Annotated in this window: 20 protein-coding genes and 2 tRNA genes; 17 read left to right on the top strand and 5 right to left on the bottom strand. The window is 70.9% G+C overall.

What is annotated here, in order from left to right; all coding sequences use genetic code 11:
• Together F8271_RS21505 and F8271_RS21500 are read left to right on the top strand one after the other, a co-directional pair.
• A partial coding sequence (locus F8271_RS21505) for a DUF1015 family protein (RefSeq protein WP_151491629.1) occupies positions 1 to 1,126 on the top strand: 1,126 nt, incomplete at its 5' end.
• 88 nt (positions 1,127 to 1,214) lie between these two features.
• Entirely contained in the window at positions 1,215 to 1,682 is a 468-nt protein-coding gene (locus F8271_RS21500; protein WP_151491628.1) for a ribose-5-phosphate isomerase, read from the top strand.
• A 10-nt stretch (positions 1,683 to 1,692) separates the two neighbouring features.
• Here F8271_RS21500 and F8271_RS21495 read toward each other — a convergent pair whose 3' ends face one another.
• Positions 1,693 to 2,034 carry a hypothetical protein gene (locus F8271_RS21495; protein WP_151491627.1) on the bottom strand — a complete coding sequence of 114 codons (342 nt, stop codon included), beginning with the start codon at positions 2,032 to 2,034 and terminating at the stop codon, positions 1,693 to 1,695.
• Between the two features lie 121 nt (positions 2,035 to 2,155).
• Here F8271_RS21495 and F8271_RS21490 point away from each other — a divergent pair, with 121 nt between their 5' ends.
• On the top strand, positions 2,156 to 2,698 hold the full coding sequence (locus tag F8271_RS21490) for a hypothetical protein (protein ID WP_151491626.1): 543 nt from the start codon (positions 2,156 to 2,158) through the stop codon (positions 2,696 to 2,698).
• Between the two features lie 135 nt (positions 2,699 to 2,833).
• Here F8271_RS21490 and F8271_RS21485 read toward each other — a convergent pair whose 3' ends face one another.
• Complete coding sequence (locus tag F8271_RS21485; RefSeq protein ID WP_151491625.1) at positions 2,834 to 4,981, bottom strand: M14 family zinc carboxypeptidase; 2,148 nt, start codon at positions 4,979 to 4,981, stop codon at positions 2,834 to 2,836.
• 196 nt (positions 4,982 to 5,177) lie between these two features.
• On the opposite strand from F8271_RS21485, the gene F8271_RS21480 reads away from it, so the two are divergent.
• The 7 genes from F8271_RS21480 (at position 5,178) to F8271_RS21450 (ending at position 9,648) form a co-directional block, all read left to right on the top strand.
• On the top strand, positions 5,178 to 5,687 hold the full coding sequence (locus F8271_RS21480; RefSeq protein ID WP_151491624.1) for a SigE family RNA polymerase sigma factor: 510 nt from the start codon (positions 5,178 to 5,180) through the stop codon (positions 5,685 to 5,687).
• Positions 5,684 to 6,517, top strand: a complete 834-nt coding sequence (locus F8271_RS21475; protein WP_151491623.1) for a hypothetical protein — start codon at positions 5,684 to 5,686, stop codon at positions 6,515 to 6,517. The genes F8271_RS21480 and F8271_RS21475 overlap by 4 nt, the downstream gene beginning before the upstream one ends.
• Positions 6,518 to 6,720: 203 nt before the next feature.
• Positions 6,721 to 7,104, top strand: a complete 384-nt coding sequence (locus tag F8271_RS21470) for a hypothetical protein (RefSeq protein ID WP_151491622.1) — start codon at positions 6,721 to 6,723, stop codon at positions 7,102 to 7,104.
• Positions 7,105 to 7,550: 446 nt separating this feature from the next.
• Complete coding sequence (locus F8271_RS21465) at positions 7,551 to 7,748, top strand: hypothetical protein (protein ID WP_151491621.1); 198 nt, start codon at positions 7,551 to 7,553, stop codon at positions 7,746 to 7,748.
• Positions 7,745 to 8,149 (top strand): type II toxin-antitoxin system VapC family toxin, encoded by a 405-nt coding sequence (locus tag F8271_RS21460; protein ID WP_151491620.1) that lies wholly within the window; start codon positions 7,745 to 7,747, stop codon positions 8,147 to 8,149. The genes F8271_RS21465 and F8271_RS21460 overlap by 4 nt, the downstream gene beginning before the upstream one ends.
• 207 nt (positions 8,150 to 8,356) lie before the next feature.
• A complete protein-coding gene (locus tag F8271_RS21455) occupies positions 8,357 to 8,551 on the top strand; it encodes a hypothetical protein (protein WP_151491619.1) in 195 nt (64 codons plus the stop codon).
• A 239-nt stretch (positions 8,552 to 8,790) separates the two neighbouring features.
• The gene (locus F8271_RS21450) at positions 8,791 to 9,648 is read left to right on the top strand and encodes a site-specific integrase (RefSeq protein ID WP_225854672.1); all 858 of its coding nucleotides are present in this window, start codon (positions 8,791 to 8,793) and stop codon (positions 9,646 to 9,648) included.
• A 425-nt stretch (positions 9,649 to 10,073) separates the two neighbouring features.
• Here F8271_RS21450 and F8271_RS21445 read toward each other — a convergent pair.
• Positions 10,074 to 10,147 (bottom strand) — tRNA-Gly (locus F8271_RS21445).
• A gap of 258 nt (positions 10,148 to 10,405) precedes the next feature.
• Here F8271_RS21445 and F8271_RS21440 point away from each other — a divergent pair.
• From F8271_RS21440 to clpX, 5 genes are all read left to right on the top strand, one after another.
• Positions 10,406 to 10,479 (top strand) — tRNA-Pro (locus tag F8271_RS21440).
• 131 nt (positions 10,480 to 10,610) lie between these two features.
• Complete coding sequence (gene tig, locus F8271_RS21435) at positions 10,611 to 11,957, top strand: trigger factor (RefSeq protein ID WP_151491618.1); 1,347 nt, start codon at positions 10,611 to 10,613, stop codon at positions 11,955 to 11,957.
• A 194-nt stretch (positions 11,958 to 12,151) separates the two neighbouring features.
• Positions 12,152 to 12,793 (top strand): ATP-dependent Clp protease proteolytic subunit, encoded by a 642-nt coding sequence (locus F8271_RS21430; protein ID WP_007464111.1) that lies wholly within the window; start codon positions 12,152 to 12,154, stop codon positions 12,791 to 12,793.
• 10 nt (positions 12,794 to 12,803) lie between these two features.
• Entirely contained in the window at positions 12,804 to 13,466 is a 663-nt protein-coding gene (locus tag F8271_RS21425; RefSeq protein ID WP_121652300.1) for an ATP-dependent Clp protease proteolytic subunit, read from the top strand.
• Positions 13,467 to 13,677: 211 nt separating this feature from the next.
• Positions 13,678 to 14,973 carry an ATP-dependent Clp protease ATP-binding subunit ClpX gene (clpX, locus tag F8271_RS21420; protein WP_110567768.1) on the top strand — a complete coding sequence of 432 codons (1,296 nt, stop codon included), beginning with the start codon at positions 13,678 to 13,680 and terminating at the stop codon, positions 14,971 to 14,973.
• 24 nt (positions 14,974 to 14,997) lie between these two features.
• Here the strand turns inward: clpX and F8271_RS21415 are convergent, their stop codons facing one another.
• Complete coding sequence (locus F8271_RS21415) at positions 14,998 to 15,624, bottom strand: XRE family transcriptional regulator (protein WP_151491617.1); 627 nt, start codon at positions 15,622 to 15,624, stop codon at positions 14,998 to 15,000.
• 41 nt (positions 15,625 to 15,665) lie between these two features.
• Here F8271_RS21415 and F8271_RS21410 point away from each other — a divergent pair, with 41 nt between their 5' ends.
• The gene (locus F8271_RS21410; RefSeq protein WP_151491616.1) at positions 15,666 to 16,499 is read left to right on the top strand and encodes an EamA family transporter; all 834 of its coding nucleotides are present in this window, start codon (positions 15,666 to 15,668) and stop codon (positions 16,497 to 16,499) included.
• A 39-nt stretch (positions 16,500 to 16,538) separates the two neighbouring features.
• Positions 16,539 to 17,336 carry a carbon-nitrogen hydrolase family protein gene (locus F8271_RS21405; RefSeq protein WP_151491615.1) on the top strand — a complete coding sequence of 266 codons (798 nt, stop codon included), beginning with the start codon at positions 16,539 to 16,541 and terminating at the stop codon, positions 17,334 to 17,336.
• Between the two features lie 3 nt (positions 17,337 to 17,339).
• On the opposite strand, the gene F8271_RS21400 is transcribed toward F8271_RS21405, so the two are convergent.
• Positions 17,340 to 17,564, bottom strand: coding sequence for a hypothetical protein (locus F8271_RS21400; RefSeq protein ID WP_151491614.1), 225 nt, complete (start codon positions 17,562 to 17,564; stop codon positions 17,340 to 17,342).
• Between the last annotated feature and the right edge of the window lie 584 nt (positions 17,565 to 18,148).

Raw genomic sequence — 18,148 nt, 5'->3', positions numbered from 1 at the left:
CGCCGACGACGCGGAGATCACCGCGATCATCGAGGCGAACCCGCACAGTGCCCTCGGCATCGAGATGCCGCACCGGGCACCGGAGAGCGCGGGGAAGTCCTTCCTCGACGCGCTGCCGGACGCGGTGGCCCGCCTCGCCGAGGCCAAGGCCGACGGCAGCTACACCCCCGCCGAGCAGGTGGTGGTGCTCTACCGGATCAGCGCCCCGGGCGAGTCGCCGGCGTACGGGCTGTTCGCGATGGTGGACACCGACCAGATCTCCACCCGGGCCGACGAGCCGGGCCTGGTCATCCGCAACGAAGACGTGTTCATCGCCAAGGTGCGGGAGCGGGTGGCGCTCGCCGAGGCGCTCGGTCACCTGCTGTCCCCCGTACTCCTGCTGCAGACCGGATGTGGCGACGAGCTGCACGCCGCGCTGGCGGCGGCGACCGACGCGGGCGGCGCGCCCGCCGCCACGGACACCGACCAGGCGGGGCGCACGCACGCCATCTGGCTGCTCGGCCCCGGCCCGGAGCAGGAGGCGCTGACCGCCCTGGCCGGTGGCGGTGAGCTGGTCGTCGCCGACGGCAACCACCGCAGCCTGGCCGCCCAGACCGGCGGGCTGCCGCGCTTCCTGGCCGTGGTGACCACGCCCGCGTCGGTGGCCATCCAGCCGTACAACCGGCTGGTCAGCGAGCTGACCACCACCCCGGACGAGCTGTTGGACCGGTTGCGCGCGGCGGGCACCGAGGTCGAGCCGATCGACGGCCCGGTCGAGGTCCCGACCAGCGGCGGCGCCGTCCACCTCCGGCTGGCCGGCCAGGGGTACGCGGTGCGCCTGCCCGCCACCGCCGCCGGCCGCCTGGAGAACCTGGACCACGCCCTCGTCGAGCGGCTGCTGCTGCGTGACGCGCTGGGCCTGGACCCGGGCGACAAGCGGATCACGTACGTCGGCGGGGACTACCCGGCGAGCTGGCTCACCGGTGAGGTCGACGCCGGGCGGGCCGAGCTGGCCATCCTGATCGCGCCGGTGACCGTGGAGGACTTCGTCGCGGTGAACCTGGCCCGGGAGAAGATGCCCCGCAAGAGCACCTGGTTCACCCCGAAGGCGCGCGGCGGCCTGGTGGTCGCCGAACTGCCCCGCTGAGTGACCGCCGACCCGACCGTGTGACGAACCCGGCTCTCCGACGCCGCCCCCGCGACGTCGGAGAGCGGGGCCTGACAGACTGCCCGGTATGCGCGTCTACCTGGGATCCGATCACGCCGGTTTCGAGTTGAAGGTGCACCTGGCCAACCACCTGGCCAAGCAGGGGTACGACGTCGTCGACGTCGGCCCGCACAGCTACGACCCGGACGACGACTACCCGACGTTCTGCCTGCACACCGGCGACCGGGTGGTGGCCGACGAGACCGGCCTCGGTGTGGTCATCGGTGGCTCCGGCAACGGTGAGCAGATCGCCGCGAACAAGGTCGCCGGGGTTCGTGCCGCGCTGGCCTGGAGCGTCGAGACCGCCCAGCTGGCCCGGCAGCACAACGACGCGAACGTGGTCGCGGTCGGCGCCCGCCAGCACACCCTGGACGAGGCCACCGGCATCGTCGAGGCGTTCCTGAGCACGCCGTTCTCCGGCAACGACCGGCATGCCCGGCGGATCAACCAGGTGGCCGAGTACGAGCGGACCCGGCAGCTGCCCGACCTGCCCTGACCGGGACGGCTCAGCGCGGCGAGCGGGGCAGGTCCTCACGGGGCACCCAGTTGCGCCGGACGACCGCCACCCGGGCATCCGCCTCGGCCAGGTCGTCGTCGGTGGGGCGTGCCGCGTCGCGGGCCCGCAGCGCGGCGCTCAGCCCCACCTGCGACGAGCCGGAGCCGACCAGCCCGCGCAGTCCCCGTTCGCCGTCGCGCTCGTCGCCGCCGTGACCTCGGCGGCGGGGCGGCGGCTCGTCACCGTCGTGCACTCCGGCCGTGCTGGCCGTCGAGCCGTCGGCACCCCGCCCGCCAGGGTCGGCGTCGGAATGGTGGCGTAGCCGCCGTCGTCGTCGGTCCGGGTCACCCATCAGCCGACCGTACCCCGCCGGCGGGGATCCGGCGCCGTCGTGCCGGGTCGGCGGCCGGTGTGGGGTCTGGCTACCCTCGGATTCAGGCGGTGGTGGTGCCGTCGGTCAGGGGGAGGACGAGATGGCAGACCAGACGCAGCCGTGGGCGGAGCGGACCGTGGAGGTGCCACCGCAGGCCGGCGTCGGGGTGCCGCCGCAGCGCGACGGTTTCCGGCGGGGGGTGGCCCCGGTGGGTCAGCCGCGCACGCGCACCGAACCGTTCCCGGTGGTCGAGCAGGAGCCGACCGGCACCGGCTGGCCGGGTGAGCCGGCGCCGCGCCGCCCGTTGGGCTGGCGGATGGCGCAGCTGCGACGCGGCGGTGAGTGGAGTACGGCGGCCGGGCTCTTCGCGTTCGTGTGCTGGGGGATCTGGGCGCTCTCCGGCGGGGGTGACCTGTCCGGCCCGCTGCTGGTGCTCGTGTTGAGCCTGCTGGTCGCGGTCGGCCTGTTCGCGTTGTCGCGGCTGGTCGGCCGGGTGGTGCTGGAGCGTCAGATGGGGCGGGTCCGGCGCGGTGCGCGCGGCGCGCACCTGGCGACCGCCGTCTTCCTCGTCGGCCTCGGCGTGGCGTGGCTCCAGCAGACCGAGTGGGTCGTCTCCGCCTGGAACTGGATCTCCTCGAACTGACCGGCGCGCGCACGGGCGGGTCGGCTCTGGGGCCGCCCGCCCGTGCACCCGGTCGTTTCCCCACCAGGCAAGGCCGCTGCTTACCCGGCTGGCCGCGATTCATCCGTGGCCAGCCGGTCCGTCTGCGGTACGACCTCAGCCCGCGGGGGGCTGCGCGGCGGCGTAGTCGCGGGCCACCCGGACCAGTTCGACGAGCCCGCCGGCGTACTCCTGGGACTCGGCGTGCGCCTCGTCGTAGGGCGGCTGGAACCCGACGCTCTCCCACTCCTCGGTGGCCGGGTTCCACCGGTCGTTGCCGACCTCGAAGTCCCAGGCGAAGATGCCCAGCTCGTAGTAGAGCTGGTCGGCCGAGTTCCCGGCGGCGGAGTAGAGCACGTCGGCGACCGGCCCGGTCTGTGACGGCCAGGTGACGGTGCCGCGCTCCTGCGCGATGGCGCCGACGATCCGCCGGGCGCTGCTCAGGAACAGCGTCGACTCGTCGATCGACGGCCGGGGCAGGGTGATCCGCCCGTCGGCCCGGTACGCCCCCGGCGGCCACATGAAGTACCCGCCGTAGGAGTGCACGTTCATCGCGAACTCGATGTTCGGGTGGTTCTGGGCGAGCGCGACCACGTTGCGGCTCTCCGCCTCGGACAGCTCTCCGGTGCCCGCGTAGGTGCCGGACAGGCAGTTGGCACTGGCGCCCACGTAGCCGTCGAAGGAGGAACCGACGGTGTAGTTGCGGTTGACGTCGACGCCCCACGAGGTGCGGTAGCGCGGGTCGCGGGCCGGCCCGGTGCAGTGGTTGACCATGTTCTTGCGCTGCATGGGGAAGTCGTTGAACGAGTAGTTCGCCCCGTCCGGGTTGACCGTCGGGATGACGAAGACGTCGACCTGCTCCAGCAGCTCACGGGTGGCCGGGTCGGTGCGGGCGTTGGCCAGCATCCGCTCGGCGAACTCCAGCGTCACCAGTGGCGTGGCCCACTCCCGGGCGTGTTCCTGGGAGTACGCGAGCACGCCGACCCGGGAGCCGTCGCGGTGTACGCCGAGGCGCAGCGCCTGCACCGTCCACGGCCGTGCCGGCACCTCGGTGCCCTGCAGGCCGTCATCGAGCCGGGCCGGCCCGGTGACCGGCATCGGCAGGCCGGCGGAGCCGTCCTCGACGGTGGCCCGGAAGCGGCTCGCCTGCCGGGCGTTGATGGCCGCCGCCACGTCGTCGGTGGTGCTCACCGTCTTGCCGGCGGCGTCGGTGGCCAGCGTCACGGTGAGGACGCGGTCGCGGTAGCCGACGGTCAGCGGCCGGTCGGGTCGGCCGGGGTCGACCGTGCGCACCTGCACACCGTTCATGCCCTGGTCACCGAAGCGCACCGACTCGACCAAAACGGCGGCGACCGCCGGGTCACCCAGGTACGCGACGGCGGTGCGCCGGTACCCCTGGGTCTTGTTCGGCAGGTCGATCACGTCCACCAGGTCCCGGTACTGCCGGGCGAGCCGTTTGATCCGCGCCTGGATGTCGATCGGCGTCAGGTACGCGTCGATGAAGTCCCGCTGGTACCCGGTGGGCAGCGGCGGCGGGGTGGCGTTCGGCCAGAGCGCCGGTGTGACCACGCGGCTGACCCCGCCGAGGCTGGAGGTGGCGGTCAGCTGGACCGGCCGGCTCGGCACCGGTTGGGGGAGCGCGTAGTGGTACTGGTACTCGCCGGAGTCCTCGAACCGGTACAGCGGGAACGAACCGGTGGCACCGTCGGCGGTTCGCCAGCTGACGGTGATCTCGACGTCCGGGTCGTCGGTGGCGGTGGTGGCCACCTGGGCCTGGAGGAAGGTCTGCCCGCCGGTGGTCCACCAGTACGCCTGCTGCACCTGGAGCGTGTCGACCGCCGCGGCGGTGGTCGTCCGCTGCCCGGCGGCCGGCGCGCGCAGCCCGGCGGCGGTACGGGCCTGTGCCGCGCGGATGCTCTCGGCGTAGTGCCGGCTGCCGTCCCCGGCGCGCTGCACGATCCGCACGGCCGTCGCGCCCTGGGCGGTCAGGTCGGCGAGTTGGGCGCCGGTCAGCACGAGGTCGGCGACGATCCGGCCGTCCCGTGCCCGGGGCCGGTTGGCCAGATCGGCGCCGGTGGCGACGAGCCGGTCGAGTTGGGCCTGGTCGCGCAGCCGCACCTGGACCAGCGCGGTCTCGGTGGCGGTCAGGGTGATCGGTGTGGCCGGATTGGCGGGTGCCGCCGCTGCGGGACCGGGATGGGGCAGCACCGCGCTGATCAGGATCGCTGTGGTGGCGGCAGCCGTCCACCGTCGTCGGACGATCATGTGCCCTCCTGTGACGGACGTCGATGTGCTTGGTTCTTACACCAGTGCACAGATCGACACCTGTCAAGGGACGTGATCGCGGTCAGCACGGGTTGGGGCACAACCGACGTCCGGTGCGCGGAGTTCTTCCTTCTGCGATGCAACCCGCCGGGCCGGACCCGGCGTGACTATCTCGAATCGGGGATGGGAGGTCTGGATGAGCGATCGCGACGCGGCGTTCGCCGACTACTTCGCGGCGAGGTCGGACGCGATGCGCGGCACGGCGTACCTGCTGTGCGGCGACTGGCACCGTGCGGAGGACCTGGTCCAGACCGCGTTCGTGAAGCTCTACCTGGTCTGGCACCGGGTCTCCCGCCATGAGGTGCTCGACACCTACGTGCGGCAGATCCTGATCCGGACGTTTCTCGACGAGCGGCGCCGCGGCTGGTGGCGGCGTGAACGGGTGGGCGGCACCACCGCCGAGCAGGCGGCACCACCCGACTCGCCGGAGAACCGTCTGGTGCTGCTGCGGGCGTTGGCCTCCGTGGCACCGCGCCAGCGGGCGGTGCTGGTTCTCCGCTACTGGGAGGACCTGTCCGTCGAGGACACGGCGGCACTGTTGGAGTGCTCGGCCGGGACGGTGAAGAGCCAGGCGGCACGCGGACTGGACACGCTGCGCGGCCTCCTGGCATCCACACACAGCGGGATCGAGTTGGGGGAACGATGAACGGAGAAGACCTGCGCGAGGCGCTGCGCCGCGAGATGGCGGACGCCACCTCGCCACCACCACTGAGTACGGCAGCCGTACTCGGAGCGGGCCGCCGGGTGCTCGCCCGCCGTCGTACCGCCTGGGTGTGCGCCGGTTCGGCGGCGGTGGTCCTGGCGGTCGCCGGCTTCGCGGCCGTGGGCGCCCCCGACGGTGAGGTCTACCAGCCGGCGGCCGGCGGCCCACAGGCCGTCCCGACCCACTCCAAGCAGGCGTGGCCGACCGGTCCGGACGGTCGACCGCAGGAGGACCGGACCGCGCGGGCCGGCTCGAAGTACGACCAGGGGGTACGGCTGCTCGACGAGGTCGTCGGGGTCGTGCCCGCCGGCTGGACCGCGCCCGAGGATCCGGTGAACCAGCCCGCCGACCAGCGGACACTACGGACCCACCAGGCGCAGTTCGAGGACACGGTGAACGGCGTCGACCTGTGGAGCTACCTGACCTCGGTCGCCGTGGCCCAGAAGGAGGGCACCGGGCGCCTGGTCGTCGAGGTGCACGACGGCGGCAACCAGCTACCCGACGACGCGTGCGCGTTGGCCCGGCAGTTCTGGGGCATGCAGGGCGAGTGTCAGGTCGAGACGGTCGGGGCGGCGAAGGTCGGCGTGGTGGTCCGGCCGGACGGTGACGACCGGCTCGACCAGTGGTCGGCGTACCGGCACCCGGACGGTGTGGTGGTGTTCGTCGCGCAGGGCGCGAAGCTCGACGAGACCCGGCCGGGGTTGACGACGCTGCCGTTCTCCGTGCCGCAGTTGGCGGCCCTCGCGGTCGACGAACGGTTCCACCTGAAGTGACTGGCCGCGTCCCTCCGCTCACCTCGGCGGCATGATTCACTGTCCGGGGCCGCTACGGCACCGAGCGCGATGACGGACCTGTTGTTGGCCATGGTCTACCTGGGATCCGACGGCCAGGTGTACTGGGCGCAGCGCCTCGAAGGCTGGGCAGCGGATCCGTGCGACAGTTCAGCGCGCTGATGCTGGACATAGGGAGTGTGGACATGAGCCTCGACATCTCCGTGTGGGTACCGGACGACGACGCCTACGCCGGTCGCGATGTCGTCGCGGATCCGCCGGGCACCAGCACCGGGGTGGGGGCTGAACGCTTTCGTCACGACCTGTGGGGTTCCGCGGCCGTTCGGCGTCTCGGCGCGAGGTTCCTGCCGCAACTCGCTGACATCACGGTCGAGAACCGGGGGAATCTCCAGGTCCTGCCCGGCCAGCTCGACGCCTTCGAGCAGGAGTGCGTCCTCCTGGCCGAGAACGTCGAGCACCTGGCCGCCGCGACCGGGCTCGACCCGGATCGCGTCCTGCACTACCTGACCAACGTGCGGCACGCCGTGGAGCGCGCCAGGGCGGTGCACGGCGGCGTCATCGTCTGGTAGCGGCATCGGGGAGGCCCGGCCGGTCGTCGGTGACCGGCACGTCCGAGCCACCACACGCCGGAGCCGGGCACGGGCCGGGGAGAAGCGAACGGCCCAGGCGCCGCGATCATGCGGTCCGCCTGGGCCTTCGTGAGTGGAGCGGGCGACGGGAATCGAACCCGCACCGTCAGTTTGGAAGATCGTTCTCGACTGTCGTGAACTGCCTGGATCGCCTGGTCAGAGTCGGTGTCGGGGTGCCCGATCATGACCGCTCTCGACCCCTTCGGACACGGGTTACCGGCACATGGCTGGCACGACCGCGCGGTGGTCCGGGTTACCGCCCCCGGCCATTCTGGCCCGGGGGCAGCTTGCCGTATCGCCGGCTCTCCGCGCGGCTGAGTGCCGGTGGTGCCGGTGCTGACCGTGCGACAATGGTCGGCGGTGTGTGGTGCAGGAGGTGGGTCGTGATGTCGAGCAGCGCCGAGCGGATGCCCGAGTGGCCGACCGCTGAGCATGTGCCCGCAGAGGAGTTGGCCCGCCGGCAGGGTGTGCAGCCGGTCGCCTCCGTCGACGACCTGGCCCGGCCGGGCCTGTTCGAGTCCGACGACGAGTTGGACGAGTTCCTCGCCGACCTGTACGCCTCTCGGCGGGCCAGCGTCGCGTGAGCCTGGTCGTCCTGGATACCGACGTCGCGTCGGCGATCCTGCGTGGTCGCCTGCCTGACCGGCTTCGTGCCCGGCTGGCCGGTAAGACGTTGTGTATCACGTTCGTCACGCTTGGCGAGCTGACCAAGTGGACCGCGCTGCGGAGCTGGGGGCCGCGCAAGCTGGCTGACCTCGCGCAGTGGCGATCCGGCGTGGTCCTGTTGCCCTTCGATGAGGCGGTAGCGACGACCTGGGGGCAGCTTCAGGCGCGGGCACAGCACCGGGGGCGGCCCCGCCCGACGAATGACTCCTGGATCGCGGCCTGCTGCCTGGTCGACCGGCTGCCGCTGGCGACCTTCAACGGCAAGGACTACGCCGACTTCGCCGAGTATGACGGCCTACGACTGTTCGACGTCTCGTAGCGCCAGGGCTTCGCGTGCGCCGATCCCATCGGCTCCTGGCGGTCATCGACCGGCCGAGCCGGTATCACCGGTGGCAAGCCGCGTAGCGGCGCGGCAGTCGATCGCCCCGACCTCGACGGCGGCCGACCACCCCGCGATCGTCCCTACCGCGCTGGCGAGTGCAGATCAGGACAGCGGTGGCGGCGAGCCTTCGGTACGGTCCGGCGGATGAACCTCGCTGCGAGACACGCCTCCACAATCCGGGTCGTCGGCAACCTGGCTCTGCTCGCCGGACTGCTGGTCTCTGTCATCACGCTGGCGAGCGACCCCGGGTCGGCCGAGCCGCACGTCCTGGCGGGCTTCCTCGTCGCCACCGGGATCGGGCTGCGCATCGAAGCCGCGATCAGTTCACCTCGGGCGTGACGACCTGAACCGGGAACTGCCCGCCGCGCCGGCCGATGCCGGCCGGAGGCCGCCAGCAGGCCGAGTGCGGCGGGCGGGCCGCGCTTGCGCGGCCCCTTGATGGCGGCGAGCAAGGGTCGGCGGCGTTTCGGCAACGTGCGTCGCCTCCCGTCCGGGCGGTACCAGGCGCGCTACGTCGGCCCGGATGGGCTGGAGCGGAAGGCACCGCACACCTTCGAGACCGAGCGTCAGGCGGCGAAGTGGCTGACCGTGACGGAGTCCGAGATCATCAGGGGGAGTGGTCGGCCCCCGAGGCGGGAGAGATCAAGCTCGACGCGTACGGCCGCAAGTGGATCGCCGAACGTAAGCTCCAGCCGCGTAGCCGGGAGAACTACGAAGACCTGTTCCGGCTGCACATCTGCCCGCACCTCGGCGCGCTTGCCCTGGGCGCGATCAAGCCGCAGACCATCCGTACCTGGCGCAGGACGCTGCTCGGCGGCGGCACCACCGAGCCGCAGGCGGTCAAGGCGTACTCACTCCTGCGGGCGATCCTTAACACCGCCACCAAGGAAGACGAGCTGATTCGGCAGAACCCGTGCCGCATCCCCGGCTATGACCGCTATCACACGCCGGAGCGGCCGGTGGCGACCGTCGCCCAGGTGCTCGCGCTCGCCGAACGGATGCCGGCCCGGTTCTCCGCGCTGGTGATCGTCGCCGCGTTCTCCGGGCTGCGCTGGGGTGAGCTGGCGGCGCTGCGGCGCGGCGACGTCGACCTGGCGGCGGGCACGGTGCGGGTGCCGCGCAAGCTGGCGGCGTTGCGTAACCGGATGGAGTTCGGGCCGCCGAAGTCGGAGGCCGGGAACCGGGTGGTGACGCTGCCGGCGGCGGCGCGGACGGTGCTGGCCGAACACCTGGCCGAGTTCGTGGGGGAGGGGCCGGAGGCGTTGGTCTTCACCGGGGACAAGGGGCGGTGCTGCGTTCCGGCAACTTCCGGCGGGCGGTCGGCTGGGCGGCGGCGCTGCGGGCGGCTGGCATGCCGGCGGGGTTCCACTTTCACGACCTGCGGCACACGGGCAACAACCTGGCGGCGGCGACCGGGGCCAGCACCCGGGACCTGATGCACCGGATGGGCCACGCGAGCATGCGCGCGGCGCTGGTCTACCAGCACGCGAACAGCGAGCGGGACCGGGAGATCGCCGACGCGATGGACCGCCGCATCGTCAAGCAGACGAAGCAGGCGGCGACACCGGCCAAGGCGAGCAAGCCCAAGAACAAGGCGGCCAAGGACAAGCCGGCCACGGAGAAGGCGGCCAAGAAGAACGCGCCCAAGCAGAAGCCGGCGGCACGCAAGGCGGCCAAGAAGAACGCGCCCGAGGAGAAGCCGGCGGCTCGCAAGGCAGCCAAGGGCGGGAAGGCCGAGCGACCGGCACGCGATCCCGCCTCGGACGGCACGGCCAGCGCTACTGGCACGCAAGATCAAAGACGACTAAAACGAGAACGGCCCAGGCGCGGCGGTTGTGCCGCTGACCTGGGCCGGAATTCGTGGAGCGGGCGACGGGAATCGAACCCGCACCGTCAGTTTGGAAGACTGAAGCTCTGCCATTGAGCTACGCCCGCGCTCGGCCCCGCCGAAACGGGGCGCGCGGACAGCGTACCCAATCACTCTGCCGACCGCGCAGCCGCGCCACCCGGCCCGGCGCAAGATCCACACAACATCCGGGATGTAGTGGTCTTCGCCCGCCCGGAGGCCACTACATCCGGGACGTTGCGCGGATCTTGCAGCGGACGCTTGCGGGCTTTCGGGGGATTGTGTCCGGGTGGGTGCGGCCCCGGCACCGCCTCAGGCGCGTCGACGGCATAGACTGCACGTCGCCACGGGGTGTGGCGCAGCTTGGTAGCGCACTCGCTTTGGGAGCGAGGGGCCGTGGGTTCAAATCCCGCCACCCCGACTGTCGTCCGCCGCCGGGTCGTCCCGGCAGCGCGCGGTCCCGGGCGCTGCCGGTGCGTCAGGCCGGCTCGCCTACACTCGATGGGCTGAATCACGCCCAGACTCAACTGAGATCCGTCAAGGAGTACGCCTGTGAAGAGCACCGTCGAGACTCTGAGCCCGACGCGCGTGCGGCTCGCCATCGAGGTGCCGTTCGTCGAGCTCGAGCCGAGCCTCAAGAAGGCGTACCGGGAGATCGGTTCGCAGGTCCAGGTTCCCGGCTTCCGTCGGGGCAAGGTGCCGACCGCGGTCATCGACCAGCGGGTGGGCCGGGGCACCGTCCTCAACGAGGCGGTCCAGGACGCCATCCCGGAGAACATCCTCGCCGCGGTGCGCGAGCACGACCTGAAGACGCTGGGGCGTCCCGAGGTCGAGATCACCGAGTTCAACGACGGTGACTCGCTGAACTTCACCGCCGAGGTCGACGTCCGCCCGGAGATCACTCTGCCCGACGCGAACACCATCGAGGTGACCGTCGACGAGCTGCAGATCGACGAGAGCGAGATCGACGAGCAGCTGAAGAACCTGCGGGAGCGGTTCGCCACCCTCAAGACCGTCGAGCGGGCGGCCGCCGAGGGTGACTACGTGCAGATCGACCTGAACGCCACCGTCGACGGCGAGGACGTGCCGGGCGGCCAGGCCAGCAACATCTCCCACGAGGTGGGCAGCAAGCAGCTCCTGCCGGGCCTCGACGAGGCCGTGGTGGGCCTCGCCGCCGGTGAGGACACCACCTTCACCACCCAACTGGTCGGCGGCGACTTCGCCGGCCGCGACGCCGACGTGGCGGTGACCGTGCGCACGGTCAAGGAGAAGGAGCTGCCGGAGCTGAACGACGAGTTCGCCCAGATGGCCAGCGAGTTCGACACGATCGAGGAGCTGCGCGGCGACCTGCGGGCGCGGGTCACCCAGGGCAAGCAGGTCGAGCAGATCTACGCCGCTCGGGACAAGGCCCTGGTGCAGCTGGTCGAGGCCGCCGAGGTGCCGGCGCCGGAGGGCGTCGTCCGCGAGGAGGTCGCCAGCCGCAAGCAGGCGATGGTCGACCAGCTGGAGCGGATCGGCGCCTCCCTGGAGGAGTACCTGGCCGCCGAGGAGAAGACCGAGGAGCAGATCGACGCCGAGCTGACCGAGGCGGCGACCGAGGGCGTCAAGGTGCAGCTCCTGCTGGACACGCTGGCCGACGCCGAGGACGTGCAGGTCTCCGACGACGAGTTCGGGCACGAGATCGTGCACCGGGCGCAGCGCGCCGGGATGGCTCCGCAGCAGTACTACGACCAGCTGGTGCGCTCCGGCGCCGCCGCGGCGGTCTTCGGTGACGTGCGGCGGGGCAAGGCGCTCGCGGCCGTCATGGAGCGCATCACGATCAAGGACTCGGCCGGCAACGAGGTCACCCTGGACGCGTTGCGCGCCGCCAACGAGGCGGAGCACAACCACGAGCACTGATCGTCGGGTGCGGCCGCCGTCCGCCGCTGCGCGGTGGACGGCGGCCGAATCCATTCCGGGGTATGCCCGGACGCCCGCGCCGCGGGTGCGCCCGACACAGCTGCGCTGAGAGCGAACAGTGCCCCGACCGGGACTCTGCCGCCCCGCACAGCGGTTAGTGTCGGGAAAGACGGTACGGAGAGCGAAGGGCTGCCATGACCGACATGCACATCCCCAAGAAGTCGCTCCGGGCGATTGACGCGCGCGGTGGCGACTCCATTGGCAACCTCGACGACTCGGTCTACAACCGGTTGCTCAAGGAGCGCATCATCTTCCTGGGCAGTGAGGTGACCGACCAGGTCGCCAACCGCATCTGCGCGCAGCTGCTGCTGCTCGCCGCGGAGGACCCGGACCGCGACATCAACCTGTGGATCAACTCGCCGGGTGGCTCGGTCTACTCCGGCATGGCGATCTACGACACCATGCAGTTCATCGACAACGACGTGTCGACCGTGGCGATGGGCATGGCTGCCTCGATGGGCCAGCTGCTGCTCTGCGCGGGCACCAAGGGCAAGCGGTACGCGCTGCCGCACGCCCGGATCATGATGCACCAGCCGTCCGGTGGCCTGGGCGGTACGGCGTCCGACATCGCCATCCAGGCGGAGCAGATGCTCTACACGAAGCGGATGTTCCAGGAGCGGGTCGCGCACCACACCGGCCAGAGCCAGTCGCAGATCGAGGCGGACTCGGACCGGGACCGTTGGTTCACCGCCCAGGAGGCCATGGACTACGGCTTCATCGACAAGGTGATCATCGGGGCCGCTCAGGTTCCGGATGGCGCCGGGACCCTGAGCTGAGGAGCTGACGATGACCGATCTGAGCTTGCCGCCCCAGTTCGCGGCCGTGCACAACCGCTACGTTCTGCCGTCGTTCGTCGAGCGCACGTCGTACGGGGTCAAGGAGTCGAACCCGTACAACAAGCTCTTCGAGGACCGGATCATCTTCCTCGGTGTGCAGGTGGACGACGCGTCGGCCAACGACGTGATGGCCCAGCTGCTCACGCTGGAGGGCACCGACCCGGACCGCGACATCATCATGTACATCAACTCGCCCGGTGGCTCGTTCACGGCCATGACGGCGATCTACGACACCATGCAGTACGTCCGCCCGGACATCTCGACGGTCTGCCTCGGGCAGGCCGCCAGCGCGGCGGCGGTGCTGTTGTCGGCGGGTACGCCGGGTAAGCGGATGGCTCTGCCGAACTCGCGGATCATCATCCACCAGCCGGCCACCGAGGGCGGCTACGGGCAGGGCTCGGACATCGAGATCCAGGCCCGAGAGATCCTGCGGATGCGGACGCAGCTGGAGGACATGCTGTCCCGCCACTGCAACCGCCCGATCGAGCAGGTTCGCAAGGACATCGACCGTGACAAGATCATGACGGCCGAGGAGTCCAAGGAGTACGGGCTGGTCGACACGATCCTGACCAGCCGCAAGAAGGGCCTGCTGGCCGCCAACGCGGCTAGCTGAGCAGTACCGGGTCAGAGGTTGGCCGGGGCGTGAAGTTCCCGGCCGACCTCTGACACACCCGTTTTGGGGGTCGGAGAATGCCCCGTCAGCGGGTAACGTCGGGTCCGTACCGCTTCGCCGGTTGGGCCGGCGGGGTGAACGGAGCCGGACGGAGCGCAGCGTCCGCAGGTCAGGGCCGGGTCTCCGGCCGATGAGTGCAGGGAGAACGTAGGTGGCACGGATCGGTGACGGCGGCGACCTACTGAAATGCTCCTTCTGCGGTAAGTCGCAGAAGCAGGTGAAGAAGCTCATCGCGGGCCCTGGGGTCTATATCTGCGACGAGTGCATCGATCTCTGCAACGAGATCATCGAAGAGGAGTTGGCCGAGTCCGGCGAGGTGAAGTGGGAAGAGCTTCCCAAGCCGATGGAGATCTGCCAGTTCCTCGACAACTACGTCGTCGGGCAGGACCAGGCCAAGAAGGCGCTCGCGGTCGCGGTCTACAACCACTACAAGCGCATCCAGGCCGAGGCGGCCGGTGCGCCGGGCTCCGGCAGTGACGCCGTCGAGCTGGCCAAGTCCAACATCCTGCTGCTCGGTCCGACGGGGTGCGGCAAGACCCACCTGGCGCAGACGCTCGCCCGGATGTTGAACGTCCCGTTCGCCATCGCGGACGCCACGGCGCTGACCGAGGCGGGCTACGTCGGCGAGGACGTGGAGAACATCCTCCTCAAGCTGATCCAGGCCGCCGACTACGACATCAAGCGCGCCGAGACCGGCATCATCTACATCGACGAGGTTGACAAGATCGCCCGTAAGTCGGAGAATCCGTCGATCACGCGGGACGTCTCCGGCGAGGGTGTGCAGCAGGCGCTGCTCAAGATGCTGGAAGGCACGGTTGCCAACGTGCCGCCGCAGGGCGGTCGTAAGCACCCGCACCAGGAGTTCATCCAGATCGACACCACCAACGTGCTGTTCATCTGCGGTGGCGCGTTCGCCGGTCTGGATCAGATCATCGAGTCCCGCACCGGTCAGGGCGGCACCGGCTTCGGTGCCCGGCTCCGGTCGGTGTCCGAGCGGTCGACCGATGACATCTTCAGCCAGGTCATGCCGGAAGACATGCTCAAGTTCGGGTTGATCCCCGAGTTCGTCGGCCGGCTCCCGGTGATCACCAACGTGCGCAGCCTGGACCGCAGCGCCCTGGTCCGCATCCTCACCGAGCCGCGCAACGCCCTGGTCCGGCAGTACCAGCGGCTCTTCGAGCTGGACGGGGTCGAGCTGGAGTTCGACGAGCCGGCACTGGAGGCGATCGCCGACCAGGCGATGCTGCGCGGCACCGGTGCCCGTGGTCTGCGGGCCATCATCGAGGAGGTCCTTCTCTCCGCGATGTACGAGGTGCCGAGCAACCCGGACGCCGCCCGGGTGCTGATCACCCGCGAGGTGGTCCTGGAGAACGTCAACCCGACGATCGTTCCGCGCGAGTTCACCGGGCGTCGGGCCCGGCGGGACCGCGAGGAGAAGTCGGCCTGATCCTCCCCGCAGCACGCCGGTCGCTCATTCCTGACGCGGCCGGCGTGATCGCGTTCGGCGGTCCCACTCGCCCGACGGGGTGACCGTCACCATCATCAGCCGGGTCGGCTCGTCGGTGTCGTTGCGGTAGCCGTGTTCCCGGTCGGCGTGAAACTCGATGGTCTCGCCGGCGCGGACGGGGTGGTCCCGGCCGTCGACCCGGACGATCACGGCGCCGTCCAGCACGTGCAGCACCTCGCGGGTGCCGCGCGGGTGGTCGAGGGAGCGGTGTGCCTCTCCGGGCGCCATCCGCCAGTCCCAGAGTTCGACGAGGTCCGGCTCGCCCAGTCCGCTGAGCAGGTGGCCGGTGCCGCCGTGCTCACCCTGCCAGAGCAGGGGCGCCTCGGCGGCGGGGGTGATCTTCACGGTGTGTTCCTCGGCCGGTTCGAGCAGGTGGGCGATGTTGACGCCGAACGCGTCGGCGACCCGGCAGAGCGTGCCGACGCTCGGGTTGGTCCGGGCGCCCTCGATCTGCACGAGCATCCCCTTGCTCACCCCGGACCGGCCGGCCAGTTCCTCGAAGGACCAGCCTCGGGCGGCCCGTAGGTCGCGTACCTGCCGGGCGACCGCGGACGTCACCGCGCCCACCCGGTCGCCCCCGGTGTCGGTCATTAAACTATCCTTCGCGGTCACTATTATGGTACGACAGACAGATGCTACCCATTGTCCTCGCCGCGGTGTCCGCGATCGCGTTCGGCGCCGCCGACTTCTCCGGCGGAAAGGCGTCCCGCCGCGCCGACCCGATCGCCGTGACCGTGGTCTCCCAGCTGTTGAGCGTGCCGCTGCTGGTCGTCCTGGTGATGGTGGTGCCCGGCACCCCGACAGCCGGGGACATCGCCTGGGGGCTCGTCGCCGGAGTGGCCGGCGCGGCCGGGGTCATGCTTCTCTACCGGGCGCTCGCCGGCGGGATGATGGCCGTCGTCGCGCCGGTCACCGCGATCACCGCCGCCGTGGTGCCGATCGTCGCCGGCCTGTTCACCGCGAGCTTCCCGGGTGCCCCGGCACTGACCGGCGCCGGCCTCGCGGTGCTGGCGATCACTCTGGTCAGCCTCGGTGAGGGTGGCGGCCGCCGAGCCGTTCCGACCCGGCTGGTCGGGCTCGCCCTCGCCGCCGGGGCGCTCTTCGGTGTCTTCTTCACCCTGCTCGGCCAGGCCGACGAGAACGCCGGCATGTGGCCGGTGGCCGCGGTGCGGACCAGTTCGATCGCGTTTGGGCTCGCGCTGGCCGCCGGCACCGGGGTACGGCTGCGGCTCGACCGGCGCGTACTGGTCTGGGCGGCGGTCGCCGGCCTGCTCGACAGCGCCGCCAACGCGCTGTTCCTCGCGGCGGCGGCACGCGGCCACCTGAGCATCGTCGCGGCGATCGCCGCGCTCTACCCGGCCAGCACCGTGCTGCTCGCCCTCGCCGTCGATCGGGAGCGGCTGCGCCCGGTCCAGGTCGCCGGGCTCGGATTCGCCGCCGGCGCTCTGGTGCTGGCCAGCATCTGACCCTGTCCGCGTCGGCCCGTGCGGCCGTACCCTGGGATCATGCGCGTCGCCGTCTGCCAGCTGAACGCCCGGGACGACCGCAAGGCCAACCTGGCCGCCGCGGAGGTCCTGCTGGAACGCGCCGCCGCCGGCGGCGCGGACCTCGCCGTCCTACCGGAGTACGTCGACTACCTCGGCCCCGCCGACAGGTTGCCCGAGCCCGAGCCGGTCGACGGTGAGGTGGGCAGCTTCTTCGCCGGGGTCGCCCGGCGCCTCGGCATCTGGCTGGTGGCCGGGTCGTTCCACGAGGTCGGTCCGGACCCGGAGCGCACCTGGAACACGTCGCTGGTCTTCGACCGGTCCGGCAGCCTGGCCGCGAGCTACCGCAAGATCCACCTGTACGACGTGGAGATTCCGGGCCGGGTCTCCTACCGGGAGTCGGCGAGCGTGGCACCCGGTGCGCAACCGGTGGTGGTCGACGTCGAGGGCCTGCGGGTGGGCCTGTCGATCTGCTACGACCTGCGCTTTCCCGAGCTCTACCGCGCACTCGCCACCGACGGTGGCGCCCAGCTCCTGGTGGTCCCGGCCGCGTTCATGATGCACACCGGCCGCGATCACTGGGAGGTCCTGCTGCGGGCCCGGGCGATCGAGAACCAGTGTTTCGTGGCGGCAGCGGGCCAGACCGGGGACCACGAGCCCGGCCGTACGTGTTTCGGCCGCAGCATGGTGGTCGACCCGTGGGGGACCGTCCTCACCCAACTGCCGGACGGCCCAGGGGTGTCCGTCGCCGACCTGGACCTCGACCGGCTCGCCGCCATCCGGGCCGAGCTGCCCAGCCTGGCCAACCGCCGGCTCTGAGGCTCAGCCCTGCAGCAGGACGCCGATCACCGTGAGACCGGCGATCGCCGCTGCGGTGACCAGCAGCGCCGTGGTCATCCTGGACGGGCCCCGGCGGGCGAGCCGTCCCACCGAGAGCACCAGCACGACCAGTACGACCGCGCCGATCACCAACTGCCAGAACGGCAGGAGGAGACCGAGCAGCGCCTCCTCGGCGACCACCGTGGTGCGGGGTCCGTACTCATCCATGCCTGACACTCTGGCACGACGGGTGGCTTCGCGTCGCCGGCTACGCCGACGAGTGCCGCCCCTGGCGCTCGGCCGAACCAGTGATGAACCCTGATTTGCCTTCTCCGGGCCGTCCGCGTAACTTTCTCTCTGCACGGGGGAGGCCGGACAAACCGGCCGAGATCGGGCGCCAGGCTCGTGGCGGAAACGCCGAGCGAGACTGAGGATCGGGCGGTGCGGAACACTCCGGATACGGAGTTGCGAACGCGAAGCCGACCGGGTAGAGTTCTGAAGCCGGCAGGAGCCGGGCAGAGAGCCGCGAAGCGGCGATCGGCCGGTCTGCGGCTTCCCACGACAGTAGCGACCGCTGGATACGGCGTGCGTCATCGTGGGTCCGGACGAGCCAAATTGATCACCTCGGATACGAGGTTGACAATGAAAGTTCGACCAAGTAGGTTTGAGCGGTTGCCCCGAAACGGGGTTCCACGGAATGTGGGGCTTCTGATCGGTGTGTGGTTGTTCTTTGAGAACTCAACAGGGTGCTTGTAAAGCCAGTGCCAATTATGATTTATACCCCGGACTGGTCAGGCTTCGGTTTGGCTGGT

The sequence above is a fragment of the Micromonospora sp. ALFpr18c genome, from assembly GCF_008868155.1.
Lineage (GTDB): Bacteria > Actinomycetota > Actinomycetes > Mycobacteriales > Micromonosporaceae > Micromonospora.
The sequence above is the reverse complement of the archived record's forward strand: the minus strand, read 5'-3'. Positions and strand labels throughout refer to the sequence as shown.